Source organism: Gottfriedia sp. S16(2024), from assembly GCF_050473765.1.
Lineage (GTDB): Bacteria > Bacillota > Bacilli > Bacillales > Bacillaceae_G > Gottfriedia.
In genome coordinates this window covers 3,778,182-3,792,536 of record NZ_JBFLUO010000001.1, presented here as the reverse complement: position 1 = coordinate 3,792,536, position 14,355 = coordinate 3,778,182, and the positions used below count along the sequence as shown (strand labels likewise).

The following is a 14,355-nucleotide window of genomic DNA, read 5'->3' as shown; positions in this document are numbered from 1 at the left end:
TCATTGTCGGAAATTGGAGGGTGAATTTAGACATTAAATGAGTTGTTTTTTTCAAATTCCTTTAAACCCAAAAGCAAAAGCTTCTCAGTAATATCCTCAATTCCAGTGTGATGATCTAGTGCAATTTGTTTAATCTTTTCTTTTATTGAATCTTTCACAAAAATAGTTAGCTGTTCTTGATTACTCGTAAATACAATAAAACCTGGTCTAGTAGAAAGCTTACCATCAATTAAACAGTTTTGTAAAATTTCAAAATCTTGTTCAATTTGGGCATCAAGATATGGTAATTTAATTGGTTTTATTTCAACCTTAATTGAGTTGTTCAATATATATAGATTCAAATTTTGATGTCCAATCTGTTTATAAAATGAATCGATAATGCCAAAAATCGGAGCACTAATTGACTGAGGTATTGGAAATTGAAACGAGATCATGCCTCTTTTAGTACTATGATTAGCCTTCTTCATTTCATAGGCTTTTCTAAAACCACGGCTAGTGAGTTCTTCTTTATTTAAAAGTTCACCCATATTCGTTTTTGCTACAATTTCAGCAGTCTCAGTAAGCTCTATGATTCGAGCTTTTTCGTTCGAGTTTGGAATTTCATACAATCCGAATAAGTAAAATTCTAAGTCTTTTGTAAAAAAAGACTTTTTTCTTGTTGCGTTTTTTTGTGAGAATTTTAGATTTTCAATTTCTTCTTCTGGAATAAAAATAGTTTGTCTACCTTTAAAATTTACTTTAGTTGCGTTTATTTTCCCAGCTTTTATATATTGATGGATAGTTGCTTTTGATACTCCTAATAAATTAGCTGTTTCAAGAACAGTAAGTCCTACTGGTTTTACAGTTTGAGATTTTAACTGATTAAGATCCTCTAGGTAAAACCTCATTGTCCCATCGATTTGCCAATCTTCATAAACAAGGTTAAGTTTCCCTGCCTTTACATAATTGTAAATCGTTTGTTTCGATACACCTAACAGTTCTACAGCCTCATTTGTTGTAACAACCTCTTTCATTTTTTGATCATGTTCTAACATTTGAATTCTTCCTTTTTCATTGTTTTATAGACTAATTATATCATAATTATTTCCAACAAATTGTTAAAAAGTAATTAAACAGATACAAGTAAATCAATTTATTTATAAATAATAAATTATACAAGATTTGTTAAAGGTTGAATAATAGTGTATTTTTCTACCTTAATCATTTATCGCATTTCAATATTTATAAAATATAGAAGTAAACTATTTAACTGAAAAAACTATTCAAATTAATACTATAAATACAATGATTTATGTATAATAGATTATGAGGTGAGTAATATGCTAGTAAAATCCAATCTACTTATTACAAATTCAATACATTTACCAGCAACGAATCTTAATGAATCCAACATAATTGAATATTTAATAAATGAAACATACTTCCCTACTCTTTTACAAACAAAGTTTGAAAATGAAAAAAATCATCGTATGATTTATGAAGGTTTTACAGATTTAGATATGATTTACTATTTTGTTCATCAAAGAAAAGATATTCAAAAATCAAAACAGCGAAAAGAAAGTACAAAGATGGAGTACATACGAGAATTACTGCAGTTTTATCGATACTTATTAAAGAGTGAAGAATTTTTGCGTCAGGATGTAGCATCTTATATAGAAACTTCCCTTTTCAAAAATTTAAAACAAAGACATATCGATTCATATCAACAATGGCTGTCTACTTATCAATACGGTCCGAACAAACAACTATATCGTGTTACAACTCTTTCAAGAAAACTTGTGATTTTAAAGAGTTTTTTTAAGTTTTTATTTGATAGTCATTACGTTCAAGTGCCTTTATATACTCGAATATTGAATGCAAAAATAACAAAGGATGACTTACCAAATCGTGATTTGGAAGAAAGTGAAGTTAAAGCATTATTGAATTTTTATAATGGTAATATTTTAAAAACGACTATAATCAAACTATTAGCTACAACTGGTATGCGAATTCGAGAACTAGCTGAGGCAAATTGGGGTAAAGTTACAAAGGATTCAAACGCTTATTGGCTTGAAATTGTTGGAAAAGGAAATAAAAAACGTGAAGTTAAATTATTAAATCATGTATTTATAGATTTATGTAAACTAAGGAGTCGACGTGGTCTATCAAATCAAATTGCAAAAACTGATTCAAGTCCATTCTTTCCAAATAAACTGAAACAACATTATTCGTTTAAATATTTATCAAAATATGTAATTGAAATGATAAAAGATTCTGAGTTAACGTTTGTAAAAGATCATAATCGAACGAACAATATTAGTCCTCACTTCTTTCGACATCATTACGCTTGTCGTTCAATTGAAAAAGGTGCGAGCATCTATCAAGTTAGTCGAAGTTTAGGTCATGAAAGTATTCAAACGACGGAAATTTATTTAGCAAAAATGATGAATCGAACTCAAAATGCAAGTAATGTTTGGGATGATGAAGAGTATTAAAAAGAAACCCCTTTTTTCAAAAAAGGGGTTTCTTTTTAATACTCTTAGTTTACATAATAATATTATTAGAAAATCAATTGAATAAATAAGAAAATTTATTTTAGTGATCAAAAGACTGAACCTTAAAGCTTTACTACTACCTCAGTTCCATCTTTTAATTTCGTATCAACAAGGATTAGTCCACTGTTTTTTGAAAGTCCCTTTATTAACGGCTTCAAATCCTTTCTATCAATTTCAGGCAAATTAAATTTACTGCCATTTTTTTTAATTGCTTTATTTATTATACGATTAAGTAATTTTGATGTGATGATCAAACTAGCTAAATCTAAAATTGCATAAGGAACGGGAATGGAGAATCGCTTTCCTTCTATTTTCAACTTGACCCCTATCATAATCTACTCAATCACAACAAAAACTTTATCACCGTTTGATGAAGTGATGTCAACGATTTGTCCGACCATTTCGTTTTCGATTGCTTCGATTAGCAGATCGACATTAATATCTTTTACATATTTTTCTGCCTCAGGAATTTTTTCAGCAATATTTGTCCCTACTTTTAAAACTGCTTTTACAAGATTTATCGGTACATTAACATTAACATTATCTCCTACTTCAGAGTTCACCCGAATCTTTAAGATTTTATTTCCATATGATTCTTTTTTCAAAGATACGCGTTCCGGCGTATCTTTATCTTGTAAAATATTAATTAATTCACTTGCCTTATCTTTATCAATCTTTCCTTCTTCCATCAACGTTAAGATTCTTGAAATCTCGTCTTTCATTATAAGTCCCCCTCTTTTAATAATTGAATGGCTTTTTCAGCAGTAATTTCGCCTTTTTCCAATAATGTTACAATTTTTGATTTATCTATTTCTGGTTTCTTTTGAGTGGAATATCCAAGGGTAGAGATAATTTCATCTAATTTTCCTCTGACGGTCGGATAAGAAATTCCTAGTTCTTTTTCGACCTCTTTGATATTTCCACGACATTTAAGAAAAATCTCAATAAATTGAAGTTGTTCTTGACCAAGAGCCGCTAATCTAGATACTTCAAATTCATTTTCAATTGTTGTCTGACAATGGTTACAATGTAGTTTAGTAATTTTAAGTGACTTGCTGCAAACAGGACAATTTGTGAGTAAAGGATACGACATACTGTTCTCCTTTCTTTTATTTAATCATATCATACACTATATATTTAATTTTTCAAACAAAAATTTAAAAATATTTATAAAAACTTATACATAAATTAAATAATTAAAGTTTCACATTAAATAATTTGATTCGTCGTACGTGTAAATTCAATTTATCTATAAATCTATACCTTTTTATTCAATAATTTAATTTGTATATTAAATAAATTTATTCTTGGATCATAGAACTAAAAAAAAAGACTCTTTAAGGAGTCTGTCTAAAAAACTTTAATAAGGTCTCGTATTAATCTAAAAGCTTTTAGGAATCATTTTTTATTCTATCAATTCATTTTCATCTTCGACCAATACTCTCATTTCAACCAAAAATTCTTCTCTTTGATTCGGTGAATAATTATTATGTATTAATGACTCATATATATCACTTTTAATCGTTATTTGATGTTTGTCTATATAGTTAATAAGTCTTTGTAAGTTTGTAAAATAATCATCAGATGATACGCTATTATAAGTAATGCATATGTAATTTCCTTCGGGGATGGTTGAAAGCTCGGTACCCGGTAATAGTAGTGTAGTTTGTTTTTTTGTTAAAACTGGTGTAAATAAATATTGATATGTTACTTCACTAACATGTGTATAAGACTTATATGGCACAATGGCTCCATAACCATTGTTCCTAAAACCTTCTGTAGATGCGGCAAATTTCTTCAATTTACTGTATGAAGCATTTAAAATATTTTTCGGGTCAATCCCTTTAGCTTTCGTCTGAATGATTTGCATTTCTTCTTCATAAGAAAAAAACACTTCACCAAATTGTGGATAATCCTTTTGTTTTTGTAATCCCTTTTTTGCATTTGCGATGATTTTTTCAATTTCCATTAATGAATCTATTTTTTCTCTTACAATTTTTTCTTGTTCTGTTAAAAAGGAGAAAAATTCATCTCTCTGTAGCCCCTGTACTTCTTTCATCTCTTCTAATGGAGTACCAATATATTTGAGTGATTTGATTAAATCGAGAAGATGAATTTGTGAGTCTTTGTAATATCGATAATTCGTATCTGGATCGACATACGCTGGTTTAAATAAATTGATTTTATCATAATATCGGAGTGCTTTAATCGAAATATTAACTAATTTGGAGACCTCACCTATTGTATATAGTTTTTCCTTCACTTCTATCACCTCCTAATCTTATTTTAGCAAAAGTAGCGTATTCTTTATTCGTAAATATAGAATACGCTTTTCATTTAATTATGCTGTTCGATACACTGGCATTTTCCAAGCAATTGTTAAACCAACGCCACTCGCTAATAAGACTGTTGCAAAATAAAATGGATAGTTTAAGTCTATATCAAATAGGATTCCACCGATGATAGGTCCTATTACATTCCCAAAACTAGTAAACATTGAATTCATTCCACCTACAAAGCCTTGTTCATTTCCAGCAATCTTAGATAAATAAGTAGTTACAGCCGGACGCATTAAATCAAAGCCTAAAAATACTGTAATCGTCACTAGTAAAATCATAAAATATGAGTTAACAATTGTCATCATAAACACTAGTATTGTAGAAAGGATTAAACTATATCGAATTAATCGAATTTCTCCCATCCATTTTGTTAATCGATCAAATAATGCAATTTGAGCAATCGCACCAACAATCCCACCACCAGTAATCATGATTGCTATGTCTTTGGGTGTAAATCCAAATTTATGATTAGTGAACAATGAAAATAATGATTCAAAAGCTGACAAACCAAATTGTGAGATTAATATGACCATAAACGAAATAAAGTACATCGGTGCAAAAACACGTTTAAATCCTGGCTTTTGTCGTTTTTCTTCAATACTTTCTTGATTTCGTTCAGGCTCTGGTAGGACTGTAATAGATAATATCCCTGCAAAAATTGCCAATCCTGCTGCAAAGAAAAATGGTATGCGTGGACCATATTCTGCTAAAAATCCTCCAACACCTGGTCCAACAATAAAACCTGTTGAAATTGCAGCCGACATATAGCCAAGTGCCTTTGCTCTTGTGTCGACCGTTGTAACATCTGCTATAAATGCTGTTACAGCTGGCATAATAAATGCCGCACTTATTCCGCCTAACATACGTGAAATAAAAAGAACCTCAATCGTTTTACCCATTCCGAATAAAAACTCTGAGATACTAAAGATTAATAAACCAATTATAATCATTTTTTTTCGTCCGAACTGGTCTACCCAGCGACCTGCAATTGGTGAAAAAAATAATTGTGTAATAGCAAATGCAGCTACCATATAACCCACAATAGTACCCGATATATTTAACTCATTCATAATTGATGGTGTTACTGGAATTACTAATCCAATTCCTAAAAAAATAATGAATAAATTCATTAATACTAAAGATAACATTATGTTTTGTTTTTTCATTTTTACCTCAACTCCTTTTAAAACTCTACAAAACATAATGTAAAGCCTCCTCCGAGGGGAGAGTCAATCGGTTTTTTTATTATTTTTGATTCTTTTTTATGAATTCGCTTCCAAGTCTATAAAATAAAAAAAGAGCCTCTATTTAGAGAAGCTCATATTTTTTAGTACATAGTATTCTAATCTATATAAAAACATTAAAAGCCTTTTAAATGTTCATATATCTAATGGTAATCTTATTAAGCTTGACGAGTTTTTTGAAACAATCCAAGAATGCTCGATGTGGCAAAACCAAGGATTAGCGCAAATGTTATATGTTGGTACAGACCTACATTATCACCTGCACCCATATGATGCCATATAACGTTTGGGAGCGTTTTCCAAATAAACCACAAGCATGAAGTTACAATAAGTGTAATAATTGGTATAGTAGGGCGTTTCCCAAGCGATGAAGCAATAAACATCATTAATGTTAAACCAAGAATCGGTGTACTACCGAAAAACCATTGAAGTATATGAAAATCGATATTCTCCATCCATATCCCTCCTCATTTTAATTGTATGAGGAGATTTTGTTAAAAAGTAATGTTCCAGTTAGAAATTCAAATGACATTTCTATATTGTGGTAAATTATCAATACATAAATAAAAGCAAGGCCCTGTGGCCTTGCTTTTATTTAACGATTACTTTTCCTACCATTCCAACATTGAAATGGTATTTACAAGTAAGATCATATGTATTTGCTTGTTTTGGTTGAACGGCAATGGATGTTTCTTTTCCAGGTTGAAGTTCTACATCAATATTGAGCATTTTCACAGTAAAAGTATGTGATTTACTCCCTTTATTTTTCAATAATAAAGTTGTTTTTGTCCCATTTGGAATCGTGATGTTTTTCGGATTAAAGTAATCATCATTCAATTCTACTACGATTGTTTGTGCGCGATCATTTGCATCTGATACCTCAGATTCAGCAAAAGCTTTAAAATTACCTGGTGTTGCTATTAATACAATCGTTGCCAAAATAACAATTAGTCCTGATAACCAATTTCTTCTTAACACTCGCATACCCTCCTTTCCTACGCTCTATTCTTTTCCATTTGATGGAATATTATCACGATTTTTTTTAAGTATAAAAAAACTGTCTTCTTTTATAGAAAACAGTTTTTCATTTATTTCAACTTATTGATTTGCTTCCCACTTAGAGATTTCTTCACGAACGATTGGTGCAACTTCTTTACCTAATAGTTCAATTGCTTTCATTACGTCTGCATGTGGCATTGAACCAACTGGTACATGAAGCATAAATCTTGTAATACCTACATTTTTTCGAAGATGGATAATTTTTTGTGCTACAGTTTCAGAATCCCCAACATAAAGTGCACCTTCAACGCTTCTTGCCGCATCGAATGCAGCTCGGTCATAATTTCCCCAACCTCGTTCTTTTCCAAGTTTATTCATGACTTGCTGTGTTGATGGGAAAAATTTATCAGCTGCTGTCATTGTATCCTCTGCAATGAAGCCATGTGAATGGGATGCAATTTGTAGTTTGTTTACATCATGACCAGCATGAGCAGCAGCTTTTTTATAAAGCTCAACAAGTGGTGCGAACTGAATTGGGCGTCCACCTATAATAGCAAGTACTAGTGGAAGTCCTAAAAGTCCAGCTCGAACGACTGACTCACTGTTTCCACCACTTCCAATCCAAATTGGCAGGGGCTCCTGAACTGGACGTGGATAGATTCCTATATTATTAATGGCTGGTCGATGTTTTCCACTCCATGTTACAAATTCGGATTTTTGCAAGGTTAACAGTAAATCCAGTTTTTCTTCAAACAGTTCATCATAGTCGTTTAAATTATAGCCGAATAAAGGAAATGATTCGATGAAAGAACCACGTCCCGCCATGATTTCAGCTCGTCCATTTGAAATACCATCAAGCGTAGCAAAATCTTGAAATACTCGTACTGGATCTGCCGATGAAAGTACAGTTACGGCACTTGTTAACCGAATTCGATTTGTTTGTGATGCAGCCGCTGCAAGTACGACTGCTGGCGATGATGCTGCAAAATCATTACGATGATGTTCCCCTACTCCAAATACATCCAATCCAACTTGATCTGCAAGAACAATTTCCTCCACAACATCACGTAATCGTTCCGCATGACTTATTACTTCACCTGTCTTTGCATCAGGTGTTGTTTCAACAAAAGTACTGATTCCTATTTCCATTAAGCTACTCCTCCGAATTTCTGTCATTTTTGAAGTGAATTTTGAATAGACTTACAAAGTTCTATTCCTATATTTATTAATCAATTTAAATATACCTCAAATTCGAGATAAATTCTAACAAAGTAGTATAACAGCAGTTAAAGATATAGTATTATCATCATTTCTATTTCCAGAAAAATACATTTTCTGAATATTTAGAGTATAATAGAATATTAGAATCACTTCTATGTACCCCTTCAAAAATTCTGAGCAAAAGAAATATTATCCAAATTAGTGAGAGAGGAAGTTTAAGTATGAATCAAACTAAACCAACTGAAATATCAGTTGATGGTTTCTTTAAACGTCAGTTAAATCGTTTTTCTACACCATTTGGAAATAAGCCAGAAGAACTCACTGTTGAAGCAGGTCGATATCGACTTATTTGGTCAGCTGCATGTCCATGGGCCCATCGCTCTGTTATTGTACGAAAAGTTTTAGGTTTAGAAAATTCGATAAGCTTAGGAACCGTCAGTCCAATGCGTCCAAGATTACCTCACGTGGATTGGGAATTTTCTTTGGATACAGGACGACTCGATCCAATATTAGGCGTTCGATACATGAGTGAAATTTATCATAAATCTGATCAAAACTACACCGGACGTCCGACAGTGCCTGCAATGATCGATATTAGTTCTGGTAAGGTAGTTAATAATGATTATTTTAGACTAACAAATTATTTCGAAACTGTTTGGAAGCCTTATCACAAAAAGAATGCACCAGATTTATACCCAGAATCCATCCGCCAAGAAATTGATGCCTTAAATGAAATCATTTTCACTGATGTAAACAATGGCGTATACAAATGTGGTTTTGCACAATCTCAGAAGGCTTATGAAGATGCTTATGAAACATTATTTAATAGATTAGATGAGCTAGAGCATCGCTTATCTAAACAACGTTTTTTATTTGGTGATAAAATTACTGATACTGATGTTAGGTTATTTACAACACTTGTACGGTTCGATGCTGCTTACTTTACAGCCTTTAATACGAATCGAAATTTAATACGCGAGTATAAAAACTTATGGGGCTATGCACGGGATTTATATCAAACACCAGGGTTTGGCGATACGACTGATTTTGATGCGATTAAGCGACATTACCATTTATCGATTACTATTTCGCCCGATAAGAAAGAACCAAAAGTCCTACCAAAAGGTCCTGAACTTACGATTTGGAATTCGAAGCACAATCGTGAAGATTTAAGTAGACAAAAAGAAAAGTTCCTCATTCATTAAGGCAAAAGGAGATGCAATATATATGGTAAAAATAGAACTTTGTAATGCTGAAAAAGAGATGTTTCAGTCAATTCGAGAACAAAGAATTAACGCTTATTATGAATACGGCAACTTGTTACCAGAAAAACATTGGAATGCTTTAAAGAAGTCCCTCTCATCGAATGTTGATGAGCAAGAAGGTGTGGAAATCATTGTTGCGACGGTTTTAGGAAAAATTGTCGGAAGCGTCGCTTTATTTCCAGCTAAAATAAATGCCTATGGAGATTTAATCGACGAGCTTGATTACCCAGAGATTCGAATGCTTGCTGTCGAGTCAGACTATCGCGGACAAGGAATTGCTTCTGCGCTAATTTCAGAATGCATTAATCGTACGAAGGAAAAAGGATTCGATGCAATCGGATTACATACTGGTGAATTTATGAAAAATGCCATAAGTTTATATGAAAGAATCGGATTTAAACGTTTACCAAAGTTTGACTTTGAACCAGCAAATGATGGGATTATCGTCAAAGCTTATCAGATGAAAATATAAACCTTATTTATTACTCATTATTAAATTTAATCTTGGTCAGTAAAAGGACTGTCCGAAGTTTTTCTAACTTCAAACAGCCCTTATTTACTTTATTTTTTTATCATAATGAATCGTTACTACTTTTATCGTTTAAATTTTTCTCTTTATTAACAATTTCGCGATAAGAATCTCACCTATTTAATTTGTGTTTATTAATTAGAAATATCATCTTCACTTCAGAATACTATTTTATTATGATTCTTTTTAAAATAAATTTGGAGTGAATTAATTGTCAAAAATAGATGAATCAACCATTCTTATCGAGCCTTGGAACGAAGCAGATCTTAATTTACTTCTGACATCAAATACGAATAGTATGATGAAATATCTTGGAGGATTAGAAAGTTTGAATCAAATTATGAGTCGGCACAAGCATTATCTTGAAATGAGTAGAATCGGTACAGGACAAATGTTTGTAATCATTTTGCTTCCGTACAGTACAAAAATAGGGACTGTTGGTTATTGGGATCGGATATGGGATGGTAAACTTGTTTATGAAATTGGTTGGAGCATTTTACCACAATTTCAACGAAAAGGGATTGCAACAATCGCAGTGAAAAAAGCTATTAAGAAGGCTCAAAAAGAATCAAAGCATAAGTACATTCACGCTTTTCCTGCCACTAATAACATTCCGTCTAATAAAATATGTGAAAAATTAAATTTCAAGTTTATTAAAAAATGTAATTTTGAATATCCAATTGGTAATTTTATGGTGTGTAATAATTGGCGACTAAGGACAATAAAGAAAAAATGAAGTTAAGTCTTAAAGTGGCTTAGCTTTCTTTTTTTCTTAATTCTCAATCCGGCATGTTAAATCTGTCTAAAATTCTAGTATTGCTACAAATTTTTAAATACAATTAGTAAATGAATTGTTTACGAAAAAAAGCCGATTCCAATATATATTGGCTCAGCTTTATGTATATTTTATTCAAAATAAAATAATGAATCGTGAGAAGTATTTGTTTGATAGTAATTTACTAAATCTTCTACAGAGATTCCTCTAATTTCAGCAATATCATTAAAACTCATATCATAGTGATATGACAGTTCATGTAAAGATAATGCTGGATTATTCGCTAATAATTCATAATCAGGTAAATTGTCAAATTGTTGTGACATACTCTTCACTTCCTTTTACAGTTTCTTATTATCCTTTCCTAAAATTTACAAATTTAGTCAAGATTCGTAAAAAAGAATTGAATTGTAAATAATATTGATTAGTTAGGTGGTTCTATGTTTCAAACTATATTACACGCTACTTTATTATCTTTTGGATTAATTCTTCCTTTAAGGGTACAGAATGTCTCTAATTAAAGGCATAATAGCTGGACAGAAAAATGCAGTTTAAAGGTGAAAACCTGAATCCTGCATTTTTATTTTTTTCTACATTATTAGAAAAAGTGTAAAGAAGACAATTTTAGAAAAGCTTCAATTAACCTCAATAATTTCTCTTTTTCTTCATTATTTAGCATTAAATTCGCTTTACGTATGAGGTTCATACCTTCTATCCAATCGTTTTCTTCAATTGGTACATACCCAGCTAATTGATATAACTGAATAACAGGAACGCCGAGTGGTTCTGCCAACTTTCGTAAAATTTCTGTTGATGGAATACCTCTTTTGCCATTTTCAATTTGTGAAATATATGAATGGGATACATTTGCTTTTGTTGCAAGGCACTTTATTGATAGGTTATTTTGTAATCGTGTCTGTCTAATAAATTCAGCAAATTTTTTTGAACGATCCTCAACATTTTGTTCCTTATAGACGACATCAAATTTTAGATTGCCATTGATTTCATTCTTTGTGAGATTGAAAACTTCTTCTGAAATGTTTCGTAAAGGAGTTTTCAATCTTTCAGGGGCATTAATAATATAAGCACACCAAATTAATTCTTCAGCATTTCCACCTGTCACTTTTGCAATCGCTCTAGTTAATTTTTCTTCAGGTGGAGTTAATTTCGCATTTTGTAATTTGCTTAAATAGCTCTTGTCTTTTGAAAAGCCCAACTTATTTAATTCTTTGGCTATATCAGTCAAACTTAAATTTGAGTTTTTAATATATTGCTTTAATAATTTGTAGTACATGCTCACACCTTTTTCTTATTTTCTTCTATTTTTATTTTTATGTGTTCAACATGGACTTTGACACTGATCGTAATTGGGTTTTTTTGGAAATTTTTATATTCGTGAGGAAGTACTTAGAATCTAACTTTTCATAAAGGTAAAAAGAACTAAACCCACTCTTATAGCTGAGTGGGTTCATTTAATAAATTATTAAATTTTTTACGCTTCCTACCTATTAACCTTAAATTATTTCAGATACTCTATTTTGGAGAATTTCAATTAATTCTTCGTCCATAAACTGATAGTCATCAGCTATATCTAGATTGACAATCTTTTTTTCATTAAGTAAATCACCGAATTTATCGCGAATTCTTCTTAAATGTTTTTTCTCCATTACAAAAATAATATCTGCCCAACCAATATGTCCCTCTGTCACTTTAATCCTGGCACCAGCTTCTGTTCCTGCTGATCTCGCTTCGTAGCCATTAGATAAGTGGAAAATTTTTTCCGCTGTAGGACTTCTCCATTGATTTTTGCTACAAATGAATAATAATTTAATTTTTCTTCACACCTTACTATTAATTGTTTTTCACTAAATAAATATGAGCCAAGTGATGTTCACTATGCCAAGCGTATAAAGCTAAGATGAAATCTATACTTATATTAATTTTAAGCTCAGGGTGATAACAAGTTCGATTAAACTCTTCCTCTGTTAGTGATTCAAGTAAAACTACGTAACGTTCGTGAATACCTTCGATTATTTTTAAAGAACTATGAAAATCAAAATTCGAATCACTTAATGAAATCCATGCATTTTCATCATAGGCTTTGATAGTAGGATTTTCTTCAGTTAAAGCTAATTTAACTCTAATAAGGCTATTCAAATGGCTATCAGCAACATGATGAATAACTTGTTTTGGTGTCCAACCACCTTCACGATAAGGTGTGTTTAATTGTTCGTTAGTAAGTGACGTGATTGCCTCTTTATATTTAATTGGAGCATCTTTTAGTACTTTTATAAATTCTTTCCGTTGTTGATGAGTGAAGCTAGATGGTACATTAAATCTGCCAATCGGATACTTTAAATTTTCCATTTCAAATCCCCCATTTATTAGCTATTATAAAAAAACAACAAAGCCTTTCAAAAGACTTTGTTGTTAAATTACGAATTAAAGTGTATTAAATGTTTCAGTTAATACTGGAACGATTTGTTTTTTACGAGATACAACACCTTTTAATAAAGCAGTGTTGTTTTCTAAAGTTACATTGTATGCTTTTTCAACTGCATTAGTCGAATTTCCTTTTGCAACAGCGATCGAATCATTCGTTAAAATATCTGTTACAACGAATAAGAATAAGTCTAATCCTTTATTAGCAACAATACCTTCAAGTACATTTTCTAATTCAGCTTGACGAGAAAGTACGTCATTTGTATCAACTGCGTTTACTTGTGCGATTTCTACTTTATAGTTACCCATTTGGAATTCTTTCGCATCAAGTGAAACTAAAGACTCAATCGATTTATCAGCTAGATTTGCACCCGCTTTTAACATTTCTAGACCATATTCTTCTGCATTTACACCTGAGATTTCTGCAAGTTCTTTTGCAGCAGCAACATCTTGATCAGTACATGTTGGAGATTTAAATAATAATGTATCAGAAATAATTGCTGAAAGCATTAGACCAGCAACTTCCTTCTTAATTTCGATATTATTTTCTTTATACAATTTGTTTAAAATTGTAGCTGTGCATCCAACTGGCTCACAACGATAGTATAAAGGATCGCTAGTTTCAAAATTAGCAATACGGTGATGATCAATAACTTCAAGTACGCGAACTTGTTCGATATCATCAGCACTTTGTTGACGCTCATTATGGTCAACTAAAATGACATTATTTGTTTCAGAAGCAACTTTTTCTACTAAACGTGGTGCTTCAGATTTAAACGTATCAAGTGCAAATTGCGTTTCTGCACTTACTTCACCTAAACGAATTGCTTCAGCATTTTCACCTAATGCCTTTTTTAATTCTGCATATGCAATTGCAGAGCAAATTGTATCTGTATCTGGGTTCTTATGTCCAAAAACTAGTACTTTTTCCATCAAAAATTCTCCTAACTATATCTTGTTTTTCATTTTTTTATGTATTTTAATGCCAAGAATTGGCTTTAATATAA

At 31.4% G+C, this 14,355-nt stretch carries 18 protein-coding genes; 4 read left to right on the top strand and 14 right to left on the bottom strand.

Annotated features, from left to right (window positions below; genetic code table 11):
- Positions 1-26 precede the first annotated feature (26 nt).
- On the bottom strand, positions 27-1,034 hold the full coding sequence (locus tag AB1282_RS17910; protein ID WP_429899687.1) for a helix-turn-helix domain-containing protein: 1,008 nt from the start codon (positions 1,032-1,034) through the stop codon (positions 27-29).
- 285 nt (positions 1,035-1,319) lie between these two features.
- Here AB1282_RS17910 and AB1282_RS17905 point away from each other — a divergent pair, with 285 nt between their 5' ends.
- Positions 1,320-2,474, top strand: a complete 1,155-nt coding sequence (locus tag AB1282_RS17905; protein WP_429899686.1) for a tyrosine-type recombinase/integrase — start codon at positions 1,320-1,322, stop codon at positions 2,472-2,474.
- 122 nt (positions 2,475-2,596) lie between these two features.
- Here AB1282_RS17905 and AB1282_RS17900 read toward each other — a convergent pair whose 3' ends face one another.
- The 8 genes from AB1282_RS17900 to AB1282_RS17865 form a co-directional block, all read right to left on the bottom strand.
- A complete protein-coding gene (locus tag AB1282_RS17900; RefSeq protein ID WP_429899685.1) occupies positions 2,597-2,851 on the bottom strand; it encodes a hypothetical protein in 255 nt (84 codons plus the stop codon).
- An 18-nt stretch (positions 2,852-2,869) separates the two neighbouring features.
- Positions 2,870-3,256 carry a hypothetical protein gene (locus AB1282_RS17895; RefSeq protein WP_056465536.1) on the bottom strand — a complete coding sequence of 129 codons (387 nt, stop codon included), beginning with the start codon at positions 3,254-3,256 and terminating at the stop codon, positions 2,870-2,872.
- Positions 3,256-3,627: a DUF2089 domain-containing protein gene (locus AB1282_RS17890; RefSeq protein ID WP_390312062.1), complete on the bottom strand. Its 372-nt coding sequence runs from the start codon at positions 3,625-3,627 to the stop codon at positions 3,256-3,258. Before AB1282_RS17890 ends, AB1282_RS17895 begins: the two co-directional genes overlap by 1 nt.
- A 312-nt stretch (positions 3,628-3,939) precedes the next feature.
- Positions 3,940-4,797, bottom strand: a complete 858-nt coding sequence (locus AB1282_RS17885) for a MerR family transcriptional regulator (protein ID WP_056465532.1) — start codon at positions 4,795-4,797, stop codon at positions 3,940-3,942.
- 78 nt (positions 4,798-4,875) lie between these two features.
- Positions 4,876-6,039 (bottom strand): MFS transporter, encoded by a 1,164-nt coding sequence (locus tag AB1282_RS17880; RefSeq protein WP_056467011.1) that lies wholly within the window; start codon positions 6,037-6,039, stop codon positions 4,876-4,878.
- Between the two features lie 236 nt (positions 6,040-6,275).
- Positions 6,276-6,572, bottom strand: coding sequence for a hypothetical protein (locus AB1282_RS17875; RefSeq protein ID WP_429899684.1), 297 nt, complete (start codon positions 6,570-6,572; stop codon positions 6,276-6,278).
- A gap of 136 nt (positions 6,573-6,708) precedes the next feature.
- Positions 6,709-7,101 carry a cupredoxin domain-containing protein gene (locus AB1282_RS17870; protein ID WP_056465526.1) on the bottom strand — a complete coding sequence of 131 codons (393 nt, stop codon included), beginning with the start codon at positions 7,099-7,101 and terminating at the stop codon, positions 6,709-6,711.
- A 114-nt stretch (positions 7,102-7,215) separates the two neighbouring features.
- A complete protein-coding gene (locus tag AB1282_RS17865) occupies positions 7,216-8,265 on the bottom strand; it encodes an LLM class flavin-dependent oxidoreductase (RefSeq protein ID WP_429899683.1) in 1,050 nt (349 codons plus the stop codon).
- A gap of 293 nt (positions 8,266-8,558) precedes the next feature.
- Between AB1282_RS17865 and AB1282_RS17860 the strand changes: the two genes are divergently transcribed.
- The 3 genes from AB1282_RS17860 (at position 8,559) to AB1282_RS17850 (ending at position 10,867) form a co-directional block, all read left to right on the top strand.
- Positions 8,559-9,542 carry a glutathione S-transferase family protein gene (locus tag AB1282_RS17860; RefSeq protein ID WP_429899682.1) on the top strand — a complete coding sequence of 328 codons (984 nt, stop codon included), beginning with the start codon at positions 8,559-8,561 and terminating at the stop codon, positions 9,540-9,542.
- Positions 9,543-9,564: 22 nt separating this feature from the next.
- Complete coding sequence (locus AB1282_RS17855; protein ID WP_429899681.1) at positions 9,565-10,074, top strand: GNAT family N-acetyltransferase; 510 nt, start codon at positions 9,565-9,567, stop codon at positions 10,072-10,074.
- A gap of 268 nt (positions 10,075-10,342) precedes the next feature.
- Positions 10,343-10,867 carry a GNAT family N-acetyltransferase gene (locus AB1282_RS17850; protein ID WP_429899680.1) on the top strand — a complete coding sequence of 175 codons (525 nt, stop codon included), beginning with the start codon at positions 10,343-10,345 and terminating at the stop codon, positions 10,865-10,867.
- Positions 10,868-11,037: 170 nt separating this feature from the next.
- Here AB1282_RS17850 and AB1282_RS17845 read toward each other — a convergent pair whose 3' ends face one another.
- The 5 genes from AB1282_RS17845 to AB1282_RS17825 all read right to left on the bottom strand — a co-directional run bounded on the left by AB1282_RS17845 (position 11,038) and on the right by AB1282_RS17825 (position 14,281).
- Complete coding sequence (locus AB1282_RS17845; RefSeq protein WP_025569137.1) at positions 11,038-11,232, bottom strand: hypothetical protein; 195 nt, start codon at positions 11,230-11,232, stop codon at positions 11,038-11,040.
- Between the two features lie 272 nt (positions 11,233-11,504).
- Complete coding sequence (locus AB1282_RS17840) at positions 11,505-12,200, bottom strand: helix-turn-helix transcriptional regulator (protein WP_056465517.1); 696 nt, start codon at positions 12,198-12,200, stop codon at positions 11,505-11,507.
- Positions 12,201-12,420: 220 nt separating this feature from the next.
- On the bottom strand, positions 12,421-12,738 hold the full coding sequence (locus AB1282_RS17835) for a low molecular weight protein tyrosine phosphatase family protein (protein WP_056465515.1): 318 nt from the start codon (positions 12,736-12,738) through the stop codon (positions 12,421-12,423).
- Between the two features lie 19 nt (positions 12,739-12,757).
- A complete protein-coding gene (locus tag AB1282_RS17830) occupies positions 12,758-13,273 on the bottom strand; it encodes a YfiT family bacillithiol transferase (protein WP_056465513.1) in 516 nt (171 codons plus the stop codon).
- A 75-nt stretch (positions 13,274-13,348) separates the two neighbouring features.
- On the bottom strand, positions 13,349-14,281 hold the full coding sequence (locus tag AB1282_RS17825) for a manganese-dependent inorganic pyrophosphatase (protein WP_429899679.1): 933 nt from the start codon (positions 14,279-14,281) through the stop codon (positions 13,349-13,351).
- Between the last annotated feature and the right edge of the window lie 74 nt (positions 14,282-14,355).

Excerpts from the sequence above, each read along its gene's own strand:
- AB1282_RS17865 (WP_429899683.1), bottom strand. The coding sequence starts at position 8,265 with ATGGAAATAGGAATCAGTACTTTTGTTGAAACAACACCTGATGCAAAG.
- AB1282_RS17845 (WP_025569137.1), bottom strand. The coding sequence starts at position 11,232 with ATGTCACAACAATTTGACAATTTACCTGATTATGAATTATTAGCGAAT.
- AB1282_RS17905 (WP_429899686.1), top strand. The coding sequence starts at position 1,320 with ATGCTAGTAAAATCCAATCTACTTATTACAAATTCAATACATTTACCA.
- AB1282_RS17870 (WP_056465526.1), bottom strand. The coding sequence starts at position 7,101 with ATGCGAGTGTTAAGAAGAAATTGGTTATCAGGACTAATTGTTATTTTG.
- AB1282_RS17860 (WP_429899682.1), top strand. The coding sequence starts at position 8,559 with ATGAATCAAACTAAACCAACTGAAATATCAGTTGATGGTTTCTTTAAA.
- AB1282_RS17890 (WP_390312062.1), bottom strand. The coding sequence starts at position 3,627 with ATGTCGTATCCTTTACTCACAAATTGTCCTGTTTGCAGCAAGTCACTT.
- AB1282_RS17895 (WP_056465536.1), bottom strand. The coding sequence starts at position 3,256 with ATGAAAGACGAGATTTCAAGAATCTTAACGTTGATGGAAGAAGGAAAG.
- AB1282_RS17825 (WP_429899679.1), bottom strand. The coding sequence starts at position 14,281 with ATGGAAAAAGTACTAGTTTTTGGACATAAGAACCCAGATACAGATACA.
- AB1282_RS17875 (WP_429899684.1), bottom strand. The coding sequence starts at position 6,572 with ATGGAGAATATCGATTTTCATATACTTCAATGGTTTTTCGGTAGTACA.
- AB1282_RS17855 (WP_429899681.1), top strand. The coding sequence starts at position 9,565 with ATGGTAAAAATAGAACTTTGTAATGCTGAAAAAGAGATGTTTCAGTCA.
- AB1282_RS17840 (WP_056465517.1), bottom strand. The coding sequence starts at position 12,200 with ATGTACTACAAATTATTAAAGCAATATATTAAAAACTCAAATTTAAGT.
- AB1282_RS17880 (WP_056467011.1), bottom strand. The coding sequence starts at position 6,039 with ATGAAAAAACAAAACATAATGTTATCTTTAGTATTAATGAATTTATTC.
- AB1282_RS17830 (WP_056465513.1), bottom strand. The coding sequence starts at position 13,273 with ATGGAAAATTTAAAGTATCCGATTGGCAGATTTAATGTACCATCTAGC.
- AB1282_RS17910 (WP_429899687.1), bottom strand. The coding sequence starts at position 1,034 with ATGTTAGAACATGATCAAAAAATGAAAGAGGTTGTTACAACAAATGAG.